The organism is Micromonospora sediminimaris (assembly GCF_016863575.1).
Classification (GTDB): Bacteria; Actinomycetota; Actinomycetes; order Mycobacteriales; family Micromonosporaceae; genus Micromonospora; species Micromonospora sediminimaris.
In genome coordinates this window covers 59,175-74,699 of record NZ_BOPD01000014.1, presented here as the reverse complement: position 1 = coordinate 74,699, position 15,525 = coordinate 59,175, and the positions used below count along the sequence as shown (strand labels likewise).

At 70.2% G+C, this 15,525-nt stretch carries 14 protein-coding genes; 4 read left to right on the top strand and 10 right to left on the bottom strand.

What is annotated here, in order from left to right; genetic code table 11:
* Positions 1-76: 76 nt before the first annotated feature.
* Entirely contained in the window at positions 77-574 is a 498-nt protein-coding gene (locus Vse01_RS12510; RefSeq protein WP_093404047.1) for a GNAT family N-acetyltransferase, read from the top strand.
* Entirely contained in the window at positions 571-1,506 is a 936-nt protein-coding gene (gene rarD / locus Vse01_RS12505) for an EamA family transporter RarD (protein ID WP_093404045.1), read from the top strand. Before Vse01_RS12510 ends, rarD begins: the two co-directional genes overlap by 4 nt.
* A 14-nt stretch (positions 1,507-1,520) precedes the next feature.
* On the opposite strand, the gene Vse01_RS12500 is transcribed toward rarD, so the two are convergent.
* Positions 1,521-2,213 (bottom strand): anti-sigma factor family protein, encoded by a 693-nt coding sequence (locus tag Vse01_RS12500; RefSeq protein ID WP_093404044.1) that lies wholly within the window; start codon positions 2,211-2,213, stop codon positions 1,521-1,523.
* Positions 2,210-2,704, bottom strand: a complete 495-nt coding sequence (locus Vse01_RS12495; RefSeq protein ID WP_232511229.1) for a sigma-70 family RNA polymerase sigma factor — start codon at positions 2,702-2,704, stop codon at positions 2,210-2,212. The genes Vse01_RS12500 and Vse01_RS12495 overlap by 4 nt, the downstream gene beginning before the upstream one ends.
* A gap of 247 nt (positions 2,705-2,951) precedes the next feature.
* Here Vse01_RS12495 and Vse01_RS12490 point away from each other — a divergent pair, with 247 nt between their 5' ends.
* The gene (locus tag Vse01_RS12490) at positions 2,952-5,075 is read left to right on the top strand and encodes a PhoX family protein (RefSeq protein WP_093404042.1); all 2,124 of its coding nucleotides are present in this window, start codon (positions 2,952-2,954) and stop codon (positions 5,073-5,075) included.
* An 82-nt stretch (positions 5,076-5,157) separates the two neighbouring features.
* On the opposite strand, the gene Vse01_RS12485 is transcribed toward Vse01_RS12490, so the two are convergent.
* Positions 5,158-5,940 carry an IclR family transcriptional regulator gene (locus Vse01_RS12485; protein ID WP_093404196.1) on the bottom strand — a complete coding sequence of 261 codons (783 nt, stop codon included), beginning with the start codon at positions 5,938-5,940 and terminating at the stop codon, positions 5,158-5,160.
* 154 nt (positions 5,941-6,094) lie between these two features.
* Between Vse01_RS12485 and Vse01_RS12480 the strand changes: the two genes are divergently transcribed.
* Positions 6,095-7,285, top strand: a complete 1,191-nt coding sequence (locus Vse01_RS12480) for an MFS transporter (protein ID WP_093404041.1) — start codon at positions 6,095-6,097, stop codon at positions 7,283-7,285.
* 95 nt (positions 7,286-7,380) lie between these two features.
* Here Vse01_RS12480 and Vse01_RS12475 read toward each other — a convergent pair whose 3' ends face one another.
* The 7 genes from Vse01_RS12475 to nuoI form a co-directional block, all read right to left on the bottom strand.
* Positions 7,381-8,466: a polyprenyl synthetase family protein gene (locus Vse01_RS12475; RefSeq protein ID WP_093404039.1), complete on the bottom strand. Its 1,086-nt coding sequence runs from the start codon at positions 8,464-8,466 to the stop codon at positions 7,381-7,383.
* A gap of 92 nt (positions 8,467-8,558) precedes the next feature.
* Positions 8,559-10,109, bottom strand: a complete 1,551-nt coding sequence (gene nuoN / locus Vse01_RS12470) for an NADH-quinone oxidoreductase subunit NuoN (RefSeq protein WP_093404037.1) — start codon at positions 10,107-10,109, stop codon at positions 8,559-8,561.
* Positions 10,110-10,218: 109 nt separating this feature from the next.
* Positions 10,219-11,751, bottom strand: a complete 1,533-nt coding sequence (locus Vse01_RS12465) for an NADH-quinone oxidoreductase subunit M (RefSeq protein WP_093404034.1) — start codon at positions 11,749-11,751, stop codon at positions 10,219-10,221.
* A gap of 79 nt (positions 11,752-11,830) precedes the next feature.
* Positions 11,831-13,777, bottom strand: coding sequence for an NADH-quinone oxidoreductase subunit L (gene nuoL / locus Vse01_RS12460; RefSeq protein ID WP_093404194.1), 1,947 nt, complete (start codon positions 13,775-13,777; stop codon positions 11,831-11,833).
* 24 nt (positions 13,778-13,801) lie between these two features.
* On the bottom strand, positions 13,802-14,119 hold the full coding sequence (gene nuoK / locus Vse01_RS12455; RefSeq protein ID WP_013731028.1) for an NADH-quinone oxidoreductase subunit NuoK: 318 nt from the start codon (positions 14,117-14,119) through the stop codon (positions 13,802-13,804).
* Positions 14,116-14,886, bottom strand: coding sequence for an NADH-quinone oxidoreductase subunit J (locus Vse01_RS12450; protein WP_093404033.1), 771 nt, complete (start codon positions 14,884-14,886; stop codon positions 14,116-14,118). The genes nuoK and Vse01_RS12450 overlap by 4 nt, the downstream gene beginning before the upstream one ends.
* Complete coding sequence (gene nuoI / locus Vse01_RS12445; protein WP_093404032.1) at positions 14,883-15,524, bottom strand: NADH-quinone oxidoreductase subunit NuoI; 642 nt, start codon at positions 15,522-15,524, stop codon at positions 14,883-14,885. The genes Vse01_RS12450 and nuoI overlap by 4 nt, the downstream gene beginning before the upstream one ends.
* Position 15,525 lies beyond the last annotated feature (1 nt).

Genomic DNA, 15,525 nt, shown 5'->3' with positions numbered 1-15,525 from the left:
GGCCCGGCGCGAGCGGCGGCCATATCCCGGGAATTGGCTGCCGAAACGCCCAGGTTGAGGCACTAGCTTCGGCGGAGTGTTCACTCTCGCCCGCGATGACGGCTACACGATCAGCACCGATCCCGCCCGGCTCGACCTGGATCTCGTGCACACCTGGCTCAGCCGGGACGCGTACTGGGCGCTCGGGCGGGACCGGGAGACGGTGACGCGGGCGTTTGCCGGATCCGTCGGGTTCGGCGTGTACCGGCCGGCGGACGGCCGGCAGGTCGCCGTCGCCCGGGTCATCACCGACCGGGCCACCTTCGCCTACCTCTGCGACGTCTACGTCGAACGGGTCGAACGGGGCCGAGGGCTGGGCACCTGGCTGGCCGGCGCGGTCCGTGACCACCTGGCCGAGCTTGGCGTACGCCGGATCCTGCTGGCCACCAACGACGCCCACGGGGTGTACGCGAAGGTCGGCTTCAGCGAGGTACGCGCCGACCGGTGGATGGAGTTCGACCAGCGCGACCAGGTCGTGAGCCCGCTCACCAGCAAGGATCGACAGCCCAGTACGCCCCTTACGGTGGAGCCGTGACGTCGCTCCGCCTCGGATACCTCTACGGATTGGGTGCGTACCTGCTGTGGGGGTTCTTCCCGCTCTACTTCAAGCTGCTGCGCCCGGCCGGTCCGCTGGAGATCCTGGCCCACCGGGTGGTGTGGTCCGTCGCCTTCGTCGCCCTGCTGCTCGTCGCGCTGCGCAACATCGGATTCCTGCGGGCGTTGCTGCGCCGGCCCCGGACCCTCGCGGGTATCGGCGCCGCAGCCACGCTTATCGCGGTCAACTGGTTCACCTACATCTACGGCGTCAACTCCGACCGGGTGGTGGAGACCGCCCTCGGCTACTTCATCAACCCGCTGGTGGTGGTCCTGCTCGGGGTGCTGGTGCTCCGCGAGCGACTGCGCCCGGCGCAGTGGTCGGCCCTCGGCGTCGGCGCTCTGGCCGTGGCCGTGCTCACCGTCGACTACGGCCGGCTGCCGTACCTCGCGCTCATTCTGGCGTTCAGCTTCGGCGGGTACAGCCTGGTGAAGAAGCGCCTGGGCCTGCCCGCGGCGGAGGGCCTGTTCGTCGAGTCGGCCGTGCTGTCGCTACCTGCGCTGGGCTACCTCGGCTGGCTCGCCGCCACCGGTGACGCCGCGTTCGGCCACGTCTCGGCCGGGCACACGGCCCTGTTGGTGCTCGCCGGAGCGCTGACCGCCATTCCGCTGCTGCTCTTCGCCGGTGCCGCCAACCGGCTGCCACTGTCCGCCCTCGGCATGCTCCAGTACGTGGCGCCGATCCTCCAACTCGGCTGCGGTGTACTGATCTTCCACGAGCCGATGCCGCCGGCCCGGCTGGCCGGTTTCGCCCTGGTCTGGCTCGCGCTGATCGTCTTCACCGCCGACGCCGTACGCCAGGCGCGGCACACCCGCCGCCTGCGCCTGGACGGCACCGTGCCACCCACGCCGGCGGTCGCCACCAGCCGCTGACGCTCAGGCCCGGTTCAGCGGACCTCGTAGGCGAGCACGGGAGTGCCGTCGGCACGGATCAGTTCCAGCCGGACCAGTTGGGCGTTTGTGAACCGGGTCGCCCCGGTGATCCGCAGGTCGTCACCGGGCGCCGCCAGCCAGGAGCCGATCTGCTCCTGCGAACCGTCCCCGGCGTGCGCCACCAGTCGGAAGGCGTTCGCCTTTCCGTACCCGGCCCGCTCGTCGTAGCCGCAGTGCATGGTGACCTCGGTGCCCCAGTTGGTGCCGGTCAGGCCGATCTCGGCGTGCACCGGCACCGTGCCGGCCACCGGTTGCATCTGCACCATCCGGACCTGGGCCGCCGGCCCGTTCGGCCCCTGCCCGGGCAGGACCGTGGCCACCCCGAGGCCGACCACCAGAGCGAACGCGGCGGCGGCCAGCCCGATGACCGCGTACCGCAGCCGGCTGGCCTGCCGCTCACGGCGTCGGCGCTCCCGCGCGGCGTTGAGCAGCTCGGGCACCCGGGGGTTCTCCGGCGGCGGCAGGAACTGTTCGAGGCTGGCCGGGTCCAGCCGGCCGAGCAGGCCGGGCAGTACGGCGATCTCGGAGACCGACTGCTGGCAGGCCGGGCAGTCGACGAGATGCCGTTCGTAGGCCACCCGGTCGGCGGGGGAGAGCGCGCCGAGCACGTACGCCCCGTCGTCGTACGCGAACTCGCAACGGCTCATCCGGTCACCCCCATCTCGGCCAGGACCAGCCGTAGGGAGCGCAGCGCGTAATGGGTGCGGGACTTCACCGTGCCCGGCGGCACGCCCAGCCGGGAGGCCGCCTCGGAAACCGATCGTCCCTGGTAGAAGCACTCCACCAGGACATCGCGGTGCGAGGGACTGAGCCGGTTGAGCGCCTCCGCGACCGTCCACGCCTCGACGGCCCGCTCGGTTTCGTCGACGACCTCCGGCGGCTCGGGAAGTTCGTCGGTGTAGACCTCGCCGACCCGGGTGGAACGTCGCCGCCAGGCGTCGATCGCGAGGTTGCGGGCGGTGGTGAAGAGCCAGGCCCGTACCGAACCGCGCCGGGGGTCGAGCGACTCCGGATGCCGCCAGGCCCGCAGCAGCGTCTCCTGCACCAGGTCCTCGGCCCGCTGTCGGTCGCCGTTGACCAGCCGCAGCGCGTGCGCGTACAGCGCCTCGGCATGCTCGTCATGCAGGGCGCGCAGCAGGTGGGCGTCGTGGTCGCTGATGGTCTTCTCCTCGCTCTCGGCGCGAGCGGGCGCGGTGTTACGACCAGAGATACGTGCTGTCACGCCGAACGGTTCATTCCCAGCTCAACCTGGGATTCCCGGGGAGGGGAGTTCATCGCTGGTTCACATCGACGCTGACCCGCGCTCACCGCGCCGCCCTAGCGTCCGGCGGGTACGCGTCGGTGACCTGCACCGACGTGCACCGACCCTCAGGAGGATCCTCCCCATGAGCGACCGTCCTCGGCTGCTCCCGCTGCTGGGCACCCCCCGCCACGGCAGCCGCGACGCCATGACCTGCCTATACCGCTGCGGCAACGCCTGTGAACACCCGGTACCCAACACCTCCGACAACGCGTACTTCGGTGACGTGGTGAACGCGGAGGTCAGCCGCCGCGGCGTGGTCCGCGCCGGGGTGGTCGGCGCCCTGGTGCTCGGTTTCAGCGGCGCTGCGGCCGGCGCGCTGGCCGGCGCGGCGCCCGCCGCCGCGGCACCGGTCCCGCCGGTGCCCCCGGCCGGTCAGGCGGCGGCGGCCGGCCGTCGCCCGGGCAGCGGTGCCCTGAGCTTCAAGCCGATCCCGCCGAACACCCTCGACACTTTCGTCGTCCCGAACGGCTACGACCACGCTGTAATCATCCGCTGGGGCGACCCGGTGGTGCCCGGTGCGCCGGATTTCAACCTGCGCCGGCAGACCGCCGCCGCGCAGGCCAAGCAGTTCGGCTACAACAACGACTTCGTCGGTGTGCTGCCGTTGGACAAGCGCGGCAGGCGGGCGCTGCTCGTGGTCAACCACGAGTACACAAACGAGGACCTGATGTTCCCCGGCTTCACCAGCCAGGACGCCCTCAGCGTCGAGCAGGTGAAGGTGGCGATGGCCGCACACGGCATGTCCGTGGTGGAGATCGAGCGGGTCGCCGGCACCGGCCAGTGGCAGGTCGTCGACTCCGGCCGCCGGCCGTACAACCGCCGCGTCGACGCCCTGAGCAGCAAGTTCGAGCTGACCGGCCCGGCCGCCGGCTCGTCATTCCTGAAGACGGCCGCCGACCCGAAGGGCCGTACGGTCATCGGCACGCTCAACAACTGCGCCGGTGGGGTCACCCCCTGGGGCACCGTGCTCTCCGGTGAGGAGAACTTCAACCAGTACTTCGTCGGCGGCGACGCGGCGCCGGAGTCGGAGAAGGCCCGGCTGGCGCGCTACGGGATCAGCACCACCGCCCGCTACCCCAGCGGCAGCCGCAAGTGGGACCGGGCCGCCGAACGCTTCGACCTCGCCAAGCACCCGAACGAGGCCAACCGGCACGGCTGGGTCGTGGAGATCGACCCGTTCGACCCGGAGAGCCGCCCGCGCAAGCACACCGCGCTGGGCCGGTTCAAGCACGAGGGAGCGAACGTCATCGTCGCGCGCAGCGGGCACGTGGTCGCCTACATGGGCGACGACGAGCGCTTCGACTACCTCTACAAGTTCGTCTCGGACAAGAAGTTCATGAAGGGTGACTCCTGGGTCGCCCGCAAGCACAACCTGACGCTGCTGGAGTCGGGCACCCTCTACGTCGCCAGGCTCGACCAGACCAGCGCCGAGGAGATCGACGGCTCCGGCACCCTGCCCAGCGACGGCGCCTTCAACGGCCGGGGCCGCTGGATCAAGCTGGTCAGCGGCAACCGCTCCTACGTGGACGGCATGACCGCCGCCGAGGTGCTGACCTTCACCCGGTTCGCCGGTGACAAGGTCGGCGCGACCAAGATGGACCGTCCGGAGGACGTCGAGCCGAGCCTGCTCACCGGCAAGGTGTACGTGGCGTTGACCAACAACTCCGCCCGTGGAGTCGGCAGCAACCCGGCGCCGGACGAGGCCAACCCCCGTGCCGCGAACCGGCACGGGCAGATCCTGGAGCTGGTCGAGGACCGGGGGGACAACACCTCCGACACGTTCCGGTGGTCGCTGCCGATCGTCTGCGGCGACCCGGCGGACCCGTCGACCTACTTCGCCGGGTACGACAAGACCAAGGTCTCGCCGATCTCCTGTCCGGACAACGTGGCCTTCGACGCCACCGGCAACCTCTGGATCTCCACCGACGGCAACGCGTTGGGCAGCAACGACGGCCTCTTCGCCACCGCGACCGAAGGCCCGGAGCGCGGGCACCTGAAGCAGTTCCTGACCGTGCCGGTCGGTGCGGAGACCTGCGGTCCGTTCATCACCGAGGACAACCGCTCGGTCTTCGTCGCCGTGCAGCACCCGGGTGAGATCACCGGTGCCACGGTCGACAACCCGGCCTCCACCTGGCCGGACGGCGACTACGCCAAGCCGGGCGTGGTGGTGACCTGGCGGCTGGACGGCGGACCGGTCGGTAGCTGACCCCGCTCCGGTATCGCGCCGGCCGCCCATCCGACGGCCCTCTCCCCACCAGGGAGGGGGCCGTCTCGGCAGGTGCCGAGGGTCAGTTGTCGGCGGCCAGGCCGTCGGCGATGGCGCGCGCGGCGGTGAGCAGTTTCGTCCGCACCACCCGGGCGGAGGTCATCATCTCGCTGGCGGGCAGCGCGCAGGCCAGCACCGTCCGCCGTTCCATGTCCTTGTCCGGGCACACCAGTACGGCGGCGCAGGCCACGCCCTGCCGGAACTGGCCCAACTCCAGCTGCATCCCGCGTCGGTCCCCCGCCGACAGGTCGGCCTCGAAGGCCTCCGGGGTGGTGAGGGTGGCGCTGGTGAACGGACGCATGCCGTACTCGCGCAGGTAACGGTGGCGCTGCTCTGCGGTGAGCGTGGCGAGCAGGGCCTTGCCGAGCGCGGTCGCATGCGCGCCCTCGTCGAACCCGGGGACGAGATCCTCCAGGTACGGCGAGCGGTGCCCCTCCGCCACTGCGGTGATCGCCACCTGGCCACCCACGAACCGGCCCAGGAAGTGGCTCCAGCCGGTCTCCAGGGCCGCCCGCCGCAGGCTCTCCCCGATGGCCGGTGAGCCACGGAAAGCGGCGACCAGCTCCCGGTACCGGTCGGCCACCTCCAGACCCACGATGTACGTGCCGTCCTCCCGACGGATCACATAGCCCTCGTAGGCGAGGGTGCGGACCAGGTGGTACGTGGTGGCCACGGTCAGCTCACAGCGGCGGGCGATCTGTTTGACCGTCAGGCCCCGCGGGGCACGACCGACCGACTCGAGCACTCGAAGCGCGCGGGAGACACTTCGGATCAGGTCCGAAGGTTCCGCCAGGGGGTCACGCACAACCACCTCCGCCACCGGGGACTTACACCATATGAAAAAGCGGCCCGGCGCGAAACGCCTGATCGGGTGGATGATCCAAGGGAATCGAATACGCGATGTGACGTACGCCCCACTTTCCGTCGCCGAGATGCGGCTGGCGTAGGTTGGCCGCACCATGACCCGCATCGCCCCTCCACACACCTCGGCGGCCGCCGCACGACCCGTCCGGGCCAGTGCGGTCGCGGTCACCGTCACGATCGTCTGTGTCCTGCCGGTCTTCCTGGTCGGCGGGCTCGCCGTACAACTGCGGGAGGAGTTGGGCTTCTCCCCCGCCGGTCTGGGACTCGTCGTGGCGGTCTACTTCGCTGTCGGTGCCCTCGCCTCGGTGCCGTCCGGTGCGCTGGTGGAGCGGTGGGGTGCCGCCGTGGTAGCTCGGACCGGCATCGTGGTGTCCGCCGGCGCCCTGCTGGCCGTGGCGGTGGCTGCCCGGTCGTATCCGGTGCTTGTCGGTCTGCTCGCCGTGGCCGGCACCGCGAACGCGCTCGGTCAACTGTCCAGCAACGCCTTGCTCGCCCGGCACGTCCCGCCCCGTCGGCAGGGGCTCTCGTTCGGCGTCAAGCAGGCGGCCATCCCGGTCTCCACCCTGCTGGCCGGTGTGGCGGTACCCACCCTCGCGTTGACCGTCGGTTGGCGTTGGGCCTTCGTGGCGGCCGCCGGTGCGGCGCTGGCCGCGCTGCCGGCCGTACCCGCGCAGGGCGCTCCGACGGCACGGCGGCGCACTGGACGGGCCGGCGGCGCGAGCCCGGGCCTGGTCCTCGTCGGGGTGGCCGCGACGCTGGCCGCGGGCGCGGCGAACGCGCTCGGCACCTTCGTGGTCGACGCCTCGGTCGACCGGGGCCTAGGTCCGGGCATGGCCGGGCTAACCCTGACTTTCGGCAGCGCGGTCTGCGTAGCGGCCCGGGTCGGGGTCGGCTGGTTGGCCGACCGACGCACCGGCGGACACATCGCGGTGATCGCCGGTCTGCTGGTGGCCGGCGCGGTGGGGCTGGGCCTGCTCGCGGTGGCCGGCCCCGGGCCGTTGGTGGTCGGCGTGGTGCTCGGCTTCGGTCTCGGCTGGTCCTGGCCCGGGCTGATGAACTTCGCGGTGGTGCAACTGCATCCGCAGGCACCGGCCGCAGCCACCTCGATCACCCAGACCGGGGTGTACGCGGGCGGCTGTCTCGGCCCGCTCGCCCTCGGCCCGCTCGCCGCCGCAGCCGGCTATCCAACGATGTGGCTGACGGCCGCCGCAGCCATGCTCGCCGCCGCCATCCTCATGCTCACCACCACCCACCTCCTCCCCACCCCCCACCTCCCGGAAGGTTGATCAAGAAGTTTGCGTCGGGATTTGCGCGGACAGCGACCAAAACTTCTTGATCACCCAGATGGGGTGGGGCCCGGTGGGGGTGGGGGTGGGGTGGGTTAGCTGGTGCGGTCGGCGATGTGGTCGCAGAGGGATTCGAGGGCGCGGCGGGCCGGGCCGGTGGGGAGGGGTGCGAGGTGGGCGCGGGCGTCCTCGGCGAAGCTACGGACGGTTTCGCGGGCGCGCTTGAGCGCCGGACTCTCCCGGAGCAGACCGAGCGCCTCGGCGTGCAGGGTGTCGTCGGTCAGCGGACCGGTGGCCAGGATCTCCCGCAGGCGCACGGAGGCGGCGTCCGCGTCGTCGGAGGCGAGAGCGTAGAGCACCGGCAGGGTGGGCACGCCCTCCCGCAGATCCGTGCCGGGCGTCTTGCCTGACTCCGTCGACTCGCTGGCGATGTCGAGCAGGTCGTCGGAGAGCTGGAAGGCCACCCCGATGGTCTCGCCGTACCCGGCCAGCGCCGCCACCTGGTCCGGGGCGGCCCCGCTGAACTGGGCGCCGAAATGAACGCTGGTGGCGATCAGGGAACCGGTCTTCTCGGCGATCACCCGCAGATAGTGTGCCACCGGATCATCACCGGCCCGTGGGCCGATGGTCTCGGCGATCTGCCCGTGGACCAGCCGGGCGAAGGTTCGCGCCTGCAGGCGTACCGCTTCGGGGCCCAACTCGGCCGCGACGTCCGCAGCCCGAGCGAAGAGGTAGTCACCGACCAGAATGGCCACCGAATTGGTCCACCGGGAGTTGGCGCTGGGTGCGCCCCGGCGCACCGACGCCTCGTCCATTACGTCGTCGTGGTAGAGCGTGGCCAGGTGGGTCAGCTCCACCACCACGGCCGCCGAGACGACCTCGGCTCGCGTCGGGTCACCGAACTGAGCGCCCAGGGCCACCAGCAGCGGCCGGAACCGCTTGCCGCCGGCCTCCACCAGGTGCCGGGCCGCCTCGGTGACGAACGGGTCGGCGCTGGCGATGCTCGCCAACAGCTCCGCCTCGACCGCCGCCAACACGCCGAGCACGGACTCCTCAGTGCGCGGATCGGCGAGGTGAAGGCCGAGCGCGCCGAACTGAGCCGCGCCGGACCGGCTCCGGCGACCACCGGAGCCGGTGACGCCTGAACCCTCGCCACCCCTAATCACCACGCCTCCAACCATGCCACACACGTTCTACCTGCAACGGACCGGGGATACGCGCGAGGGCCGGCCCACACAGCGCGTGGACCGGCCCTCGATCGGCAGGTCAGCCGTTACCTGACGAAGTCGGCGGCTGAGGACGCGAGGTCGAGCAGCGGCGACGGCGCGACGCCGAGGACCAGCGTGGCGAGCACCCCGATCACCAGGGCGGCCGAGGTGAGCCCGCCGGGAACGGCCACCGTCGGCGTGGAGTCACCCGGTTCGGAGAGCCACATCAGCACCACGACCCGCAGGTACGGGAAGGCCAGCACCATGCTGGTCAACACGCCCGCGATGACCAGCCACACCTGCCCGCCGTCCAACGCCGGGCCGAAGACGGCGAACTTGCTGGTGAAGCCACTGGTCATCGGGATACCCGCGAAGGCAAGCAGGACGAAGGTGAAGACCGAGGCGTAGACCGGCGACCGCCGGCCCAGCCCGGCCCAGCGGGACAGGTGGGTCGCTTCGCCGTCGGCGTCGCGTACCAACGTCACCACCGCGAACGCGGCAAGCACCGTGAAGCCGTACGCGACCAGGTAGAACATGGTGCCGGAAAGGCCCTCGCTGCCCGGTGCGAGCACACCGACCAGCAGATAGCCGGCGTTGGCGATCGACGAGTACGCCAGCAGCCGCTTAATGTCGGTCTGCGTCACCGCGAACAGCGCGCCGACCAGCATGGTGAGCACCGCCACAGCGCCCAGCACCGGAGTGAAGTCCCAGCGGGCCCCCTCGAATGCCACGTGGAACACCCGCAGCAGGGCACCGAACGCGGCGACCTTGGTGCAGGCCGCCATGAAACCGGTCAGCGGCGTCGGCGCGCCCTGGTAGACGTCCGGCGTCCAGACGTGGAACGGCGCAGCGGCCGCCTTGAACAGCAGACCGATGGCGACAAGCGCCATACCGGCGAACAGCAGCACCGGGCTGGCCGTCGAGTTCGCCACGGCCGCGTTGACGGTGGCGAAGTCCACCCCGGCCGCCCGGTCGCCCAGGCCGGCGGTGAAGCCGTAGATCAGCGCCAGGCCGAACAGGAAGAAGGCCGAGGCGTACGCGCCAAGCAGGAAGTACTTCATCGCCGCCTCCTGGCTCAGCAGCCGCCGGCGACGGGCCAGGGCGCAGAGCAGGTAGAGCGGCAGCGAGAAGACTTCCAGCGCGATGAACATGGTCAGCAGGTCGTTCGCCGACACGAAGATCAGCATGCCGCCGATGGCGAACGTGGTGAGTGGGTACACCTCGCCCGCGCCACCGGCGTTCTCCGCCTGCTGGCGGTCCTCCGGCGAGTCGGCGGTCACCGCGGCCTGCGCGACGAACGCGCCGCCGCGCTCGACAACCCGCTCGCCGAGCAGCAACAGCGCCACCGCCGACAGGGCGAGGATCGCGCCCTGAAGGAACAGCGTCGGCCCGTCGACGGCGATCACCCCGATGGTGATCACCCGCTTGTCGGCGTTGACCACCACCATGGTCAACGCTGCCAGCACCGCCAGCAGCGCCAGGGGCAACTGCACGGGGTGCCGCAGTCGCCGGGGCACGAACGCCTCGACCAGCACCCCGACCACCGCCGCGCCCAACATGATCAGGATCGGCGCGATCGCCGCGTAGTCGATCGGCGGCAGTTCAAGCTCGGTCACTGGACCAGCCTTTCGTTCGCGACTGCGGGGCTCGCAAGCTCACTCCTCGCGCTCACCCCACCAGCCTCTCGACTCGCGACTGCGGGGCTCGCAAGCTCACTCCTCGCGCTCACCGACTCGCCTCCTGGACGGTGTCTGCCGACGGTGCCGGGTCGGTCCGGCCGACGTCCTCCATGGTCGCCTGGATGGCGGGGTTGATCACGTCCGTCACCGGCTTCGGATAGAAGCCGAGCAGCACGATCAGCGCGATCAGCGGCGCCACGACGACCTTCTCGCGGAGGTTGAGGTCGCGCTTCATGCCGTCGATCTCGGTCAGCGCCGGGTTCAGCGTGCCCTGCGTGGTGCGCTGCACCATCCACAGCACGTACGCCGCCGCCAGGATGATGCCCAGCGTGGCGATCACCGCGACCGGCTTGTTGACCGTGAACGTACCGATCAGCACCAGGAACTCGGAGACGAACGGCGCGGTGCCGGGCAGCGCCAGCGAGGCGAGACCAGCGAAGAAGAGCACCCCGGCCAGCACCGGCACCAGCTTGCCCGCACCACCGAAGTCACTTACCAGCGCCGAGCCCCGACGCGCGATCAGCATGCCCACCACCAGGAAGAGCAGGCCGGTGGCGAGGCCGTGGTTGACCATGTACAGCACGGCTCCGGTGCCCGCCTGCGTGGTGAAGGCGAAGATGCCCACGCCGATGAAGCCGAAGTGGGCGATCGAGGTGTACGACACCAACCGCTTGAGGTCGTTCTGCCCGACGGCCAACAGCGCCGCGTAGATGATCCCGATGACCGCCAGGGCCAACGCCCACGGCGCGAACCACTGGGCCGCGTCCGGGAACAGCGGCAGGCAGTAGCGCAGGATGCCGAAGGTGCCGACCTTGTCCAGGACGCCGACCAGGAGTGCGGCGGCACCGGCGGGTGCCGCGCCACCGGCGTCCGGCAGCCAGGTGTGGAAGGGGAAGAACGGTGCCTTGATCGCGAAGGCGATGAAGAAGCCGAGGAAGAGCCAGCGCTCGGCACCGGTGGAGATGTCCACCTCCGACAGCGCCACCCAGTCGAAGGTCTTGCCGCCGACCACCCACAGGCCGATCACGGCGGCCAGCATGAACAGGCCGCCGACAAGCGAGTAGAGGAAGAACTTCACCGCCGCGTACTGCCGCTGGTGGCCGCCGTAGCTGCCGATCAGGAAGTACATCGGCACGAGCATGACCTCGAAGAACACGTAGAACAGGAAGACGTCGGCGGCGGCGAAGACGCCGAGCATCGTGCATTCGAGAACGAGCAGCAGCGCGAAGTAGACAGGCACCGACCGCTTGGACGACTCCGCGTCGTGCCAGGAGGCGAGGATCACCAGCGGCACCAGCACCGCGATCAGCATCAGCATCACCAGCGCGATGCCGTCGGCGGCAAAGGTGAAGTTGACGCCCCAGGTCGGGATCCACGGGTACGACTCGCGGAACTGGAAGCGCTGGCCATCCACCTGCCAGGTCACCCACATGACCACCGACAGCGCCAGCACCAGCAGCGACCAGCCGAGCGCGACCTGCTTCGCCAGCGTCGGCCGGCTGCGCGGCAGGAGGGCGACGACCACGGCGCCGACCAGCGGCGCCACGGTGAGCACCGAGAGGAACGGGAAGTCGGACATTATGCGGCCTTACCTCCGTCGTCACTGTGCGGTCCGCCGGCGACGGCCGCCTGTGAGGCCGACAGCCTCAAGAGGTCGATCACGCGAACCACCCCGCCTGTACGGCCAGGAAGGCGGCCACCACCAGGAGCGCACCGGTCAGGATCGAGGTGGCGTACGACCGGACGAAGCCGGTCTGCAACCGCCGGAGCCGGCCCGATCCACCGCCGACGCCTGCGGCCAGGCCGTTGATCAGCCCGTCGATGCCGCGGTTGTCGAGGTAGACAAGCGCCCGGGTGAGGAAGATGCCCGGCTTTTCGAAGACCGCCTCGTTGACCGCGTCGGTGTAGAGGTTCTTGCGGGCCGCGGTGACCAGCACCCCGGCCGGCTGCGGCGAGGTCGCCGTCCCGTTGCGGAACAGGAACCAGCCCAGCACCGCACCGAGCACGGTGACTCCCAGCGACAGCACCACGATCGCCCAGTGCGGCAGCACCGCGTCGTGGTGCGCCTCGGCCGTGCCGAGCCCGGCGGTGGTGGTCAGCCAGTCCGGCACGGACGTGGCCAGCAGCCACCCCGCACCCAGCGAGCCGATGCCGAGCAGGACCAGCGGGATCGTCATCAGCGCCGGCGACTCGTGCGGGTGCTCGATGTCCTCGGTCCACCGCTTCGGCCCGTGGAAGGTCAGCACGAAGAGCCGGGTCATGTAGAAGGCGGTCAACGCGGCGCCGAGCACCGCCGCACCACCGAACAGCCAGGCCGTCCATCCCTCCCGCTCGAAGGCGGCGGCGATGATCGGCTCCTTCGAGAAGTAGCCGGAGAAGGGGAACATGCCGATGATGGCCAGCCATCCCGCGCCGAAGGTCAGCCAGGTGATCCTCATGTACTTCGACAGGCCGCCGAAGCGGCGGATGTCGACCTGGTCCTTCATGCCGTGCATGACCGAGCCGGCGCCGAGGAACATGTTGGCCTTGAAGAAGCCGTGCGCCAGCAGGTGCACGATGGCCAGCGCGTACGCCGCGCCGCCCAGCCCGACACCGAGGAACATGTAGCCGATCTGGCTGACCGTGGACCAGGCCAGCACCCGCTTGATGTCGTCCTTGGCGCACCCGATGACGGCGCCGATCAGCAGGGTGAGCGCGCCGACGCTGACCACCACCAGCTGCAACGTGGCGTTGGCCGAGAAGATGATGTTGGAGCGGGCGATCAGGTACACACCGGCGGTGACCATCGTCGCGGCGTGGATCAGCGCCGACACCGGGGTCGGTCCCTCCATCGCGTCCGGCAACCACGCCTGGAGCGGGAACTGACCGGACTTGCCGGCCGCGCCGAGCAGCAGCAGCAGGCCGAGCACCAGCACGGTGCCGCCAGCCAGCGCGCCGATCCCGTTGAACACCTCGTCGTACTGCGTGGTGCCGAGGGTGGCGAACATGATGAAGATCGCGATGGCCAGGCCGGCGTCGCCGACCCGGTTCATCAGGAACGCCTTCTTACCGGCGGTGGCGGCGGCCGGCTTGGTGTACCAGAAGGAGATCAGCAGGTAAGACGCCAGACCGACGCCCTCCCAGCCGAAGTACAGCATCACGTAGTTGTTGCCGAGCACCAGCAGCAACATCGCTGCGATGAACAGGTTGAAGTACGCGAAGAACAGTCGACGGCGCTCATCGTGCGCCATGTACTCGACGGCGTACAGGTGGATCAGGAAGCCCACACCGGTGATCAGCAGGACGAAGACCCCGGCCAACGGGTCGAACAGCAGGCCGAAGTCCACGTGCAGGCCGCCGACCGCGATGAAGTCCCAGAGGCTCAGTTGGACCGACCTGTTCTCCAGGCCGCGCAGGCCGAGGAAGTAGCTCAGGCCGAGCAGGAAGGCGGCACCGACGGCGGCCACCCCGAGCCAGTGTCCCCACCTGTCGGCCCGCCGGCCGAGCAGCAGCAGGATCGTCGCGCTGACCAGCGGGATGGCCACCAGCAGCCAGACGCTGCTCAGCAGCCCGTCCGCCGTCGCGTACGAGACGGTCTCGGCCGGAGCAGCCTGGGCGTACGTCATGATTTCGTCCACCGGTGGGCCCCTCTAGTACTTCAGCAGGTTGGCGTCGTCGACGCTGGCGGAGCGTCGGGTGCGGAAGATCGCCATGATGATGGCCAACCCGACCACGACCTCGGCCGCCGCCACCACCATCACGAAGAACGCCATGATCTGGCCGTTGAGGTCACCGTTCATCCGGCTGAAGGTGACCAACGCCAGGTTGGCCGCGTTGAGCATCAGCTCGACACACATGAACAGCACGATCGCGTTGCGCCGGACCAGCACCCCAGCGGCGCCGATGGTGAACAGCACCGCGGCGAGGACCAGGTAGTAGTTCGGCTCGACCGAGAAGAAGTCACTCATTTCTCAGTGCCCTTCAGCGTGGTCTCCTCGGCGGTCAGCTCCCGTACCGGCAGGATGTCCGGCGTGCTGCGGTCGCTCAGCCGCCCGTCCGGCAGGCGGGCCGGGGTGGCGACCGACGAGGAGGTGGCGAAGACACCCGGGCCGGGCTTCGGGCCGGGGTAGTTGCCGGGCGCGAAGCGGGCCTTCATGGTGGCCACCTGGTCGCGCTTGTCCTCCTTGCGCCGCTCGACGTGCGCGAGGATCATGCCGCCGATGGTGGCGGTGATCAGCAGCGCCGCGGTGAGTTCGAAGGCGAAGATGTAGTCGGTGAAGAGCAACCGGGCGATGCCCTCCACGTTGCCGCCCGCGTTGGCCTGCTCCAGGCCGAGCGGGGTGCTGCCCTGCGTGGCCCGGTAGACCCCGCTGCCGAGCAGGCCGGCGAAGCCGAGCCCCAGCCCGATCGCCGCGATCCGCTGGCCGCGCAGCACCTCGATCAGCGAGTCGGAGGCTTCCCGGCCGACGAGCATCAGCACGAACAGGAAGAGCATCATGATCGCGCCGGTGTAGACGATGATCTGCACCATGCCGATGAACGGTCCCGCCTGGAGCACGTAGAACACCCCGAGGCTGAGCATGGTCAGCACCAGCCACAGCGCCGAGTGCACCGCGTTGCGGGCGACGACCATGCCGATCGCACCGGCCAGCGCGAGCGGAGCCAGGATCCAGAAGGTCACCGCCTCGCCGCCGGAGACCGCACCGGAGGCGGCGAGCAGCGTCGAGGTGTTCATGCCGACTCCCCCTTCTCCGCCTCGGCCCGCGCGGCGGCCTGCTCGGCGCCGGGGAAGGTCACGCCCGGGTGCTCGTCGACCTGGTAGCGGCCCGGTCCCATCGGGGAGCGCTCCGCCCCGGCGGAGGTGCCCGGGTTCGTCAGGCTCCCGACGTAGTAGTCCTTCTCGCTGTCGCCCAGCCGCATCGGGTGGGGCGGCTGCTCCATCCCCGGCAGCAGCGGCGCCAGCAACTGCTCCTTGGTGAAGATCAGGTCCTGGCGGTTGTCCCGGGCCAGCTCGTACTCGTTGCTCATGGTCAACGAGCGGGTGGGGCAGGCCTCGATGCAGAGTCCGCAGAAGATGCACCGGGCGTAGTTGATCTGGTAGACGCTGGCGTACCGCTCACCCGGTGAGAACCGCTGCTCGTCGGTGTTGTCGCCACCCTCGACGTAGATCGCGTCCGCCGGGCAGGCCCAGGCGCACAATTCACAGCCGATGCACTTCTCCAGCCCGTCCGGGTGCCGGTTGAGGATGTGCCGCCCGTGGTAGCGGGGGGCCGGCGTCGGTGGGGTGAACGGGTAGTCGGTGGTGACGACCTTCTTGAACATGTGCGAGAAGGTGACCCCGAAGCCCTTGAACGTTCCGGTGATCGCGCCCACG